Source organism: Hyphomonas sp. (assembly GCF_013823385.1).
In the GTDB taxonomy this organism is placed as follows: domain Bacteria; phylum Pseudomonadota; class Alphaproteobacteria; order Caulobacterales; family Hyphomonadaceae; genus Hyphomonas.
Genome location: NZ_PNMA01000121.1, coordinates 1 through 1,837, shown reverse-complemented (window position 1 = coordinate 1,837; position 1,837 = coordinate 1). Strand labels below are relative to the sequence as shown.

2 protein-coding genes are annotated in these 1,837 nt (G+C 61.8%); both read right to left on the bottom strand.

Annotated features, from left to right (window positions below):
- Positions 1-50: 50 nt before the first annotated feature.
- Positions 51-1,049 (bottom strand): alpha/beta hydrolase, encoded by a 999-nt coding sequence (locus tag C0456_RS20320; RefSeq protein WP_291056458.1) that lies wholly within the window; start codon positions 1,047-1,049, stop codon positions 51-53.
- Positions 1,050-1,104: 55 nt separating this feature from the next.
- A complete protein-coding gene (locus C0456_RS20315; RefSeq protein ID WP_291056454.1) occupies positions 1,105-1,689 on the bottom strand; it encodes a TetR/AcrR family transcriptional regulator in 585 nt (194 codons plus the stop codon).
- Between the last annotated feature and the right edge of the window lie 148 nt (positions 1,690-1,837).

Sequence of the window (1,837 nt, the reverse complement as noted above, 5' to 3'; positions counted from 1 at the left end):
GACCCCGAAGCAGTCATTTGCCCGCTGCCACAAAAGGCTGCCACTGGACGTTACTCGGGCGCAAAGAACGCATTTACGAGGTTTACCAGCTTCGCAGCGTGCGTTTCATTCATGAGGATCGAGAAATGGTCCGCATCTTCGACAACTGCATGTTGGCCGTTATCAAACCTTGAGGCGAGCTCCCTATGCAGCGGCTCGACCATGTCCGAGAAATCCTCGGACCCCGGGACAGGGCTACCTGCGGTGACGGTCAACACCGGCAATCCTCGTGCCAACCGCTGCTTTACTGCACCCGCGACAATCGCATCCCACTGTGTGAGTTCCGCCGCAGACATGGCGAGATGTTCGCGGTCACCGGCAAAGAGACGAGCCTTGTCCATCGCCTCTTCGGGAAGGCCCGTGGCCCCGGCTTCGAGAGGATTCCAGGCGCGAAGCAAGCCGGTCATCGACAGCGTGCCGAGCGCTGACAGCAGGCGGGGAAATGCACGAAACTGGGCCACCATGTCGGGGCTGAAGCGATTGAGCTGCTCTTCGTGCGAGGTGTCCACGAACACCAGTGCCTCTGTATCCTGCGGGTATCGGGCAGCGAAGTCGCGAATGAAGAAGCCGCCCATCGAATGTCCGACAAGGACGTAAGGCGCCTGCTCGCCAGCGGCCTCGAGCGCTTGGCGTAGGTCGGTCGCGACATGCCCGGGCACGAAACCTGCCGGCGCCGGCTCGCTGAGGCCCATGCCGGCCCGGTCATACGAGCAGACACGAGCATAATCGTCGAGCTCCGCCTGCACCCAATGCCAGGTTTCCGCGAAACCGGTGGCGCCCGCTTCAAGCACGAAAGTTCGCTCGCCCGATCCGGTGCAGTGAAGCCGGAGCCGGTGCGTCCCCGCATTGGCGAATGTTGCGGCCGAACGCAGCTCGGATCTGGCCGCGGAGCGCGCTGCCTCATGGGCGAGGCCGCCGACGATGATGACGATCGCCAGAAGCCCGATGACCCACAAGCCGCAGGTCTTGAACCGGCCGGGAAGATGAAGGCGGAGAGAAGGTATGTTCATATGACGATCCTTATAGGTCGGACATCCGTCCTAGTTTAGTGTAAATGGATCTGCGTCAATCGCGCAGGAGCTTCTTGAGTGCATCACCAACCGCTGCCGCATTCGCGTCTTCGCCAAGTGCACGCGACACGATCAGCCCCTGAAACGCCGCGTAGAGAAGCTCGGCCAGGGTGGCGGCGGCGTGCTTGGTGGAGAGCTGGCCCTTGGCTTGACCTTGCTCGATGACGCGCACCAATGCGTCCCGGATCTGGGCGCGGTGCTTGACCACCGCGCTGAGCACGGCCTCGTTGCCCAAGGCTTCCGCCGCGATCATCAGATCGACCCGCGGTGCCTCCCGACCGGCACCGGCGGTCAGGCTGCCAAAGAAGGCATCGATCAGCTGATCAAGCCTTTCGGCCCCATCGCCGCCCGGCTGTTCAAGCGCGGACAGCGCCTCGGTCATGCCAGCCTGCGTGACCGCGAGGATGAGATCGTCCTTGGACTTGAAGTAATTGTAGACCGCACCGGCGCTCAATCCTGTCTCCCGGAATACGTCTCTTAGGGTGACCTTGGAAAGGCCCTTGGCAGCAAAGACACGGCGCGCAGCGCCAATGATCTGCATCCGGCGGTCTTCCAGCACTTCTTCAGGGAGCTTGGGCATAGCGATTCCATAAAACGGACGCCCGTCCTTTATTATAGGTCAACTGGAGCGTCAAGCCTCAAATGGCGAAGAGGGGTGCGAAGCTCGCTTCGGCCTGCCGAGCGTCTGAACAAACCAACTGGAAAGCCGCCCTTCAGCAAACCACCCA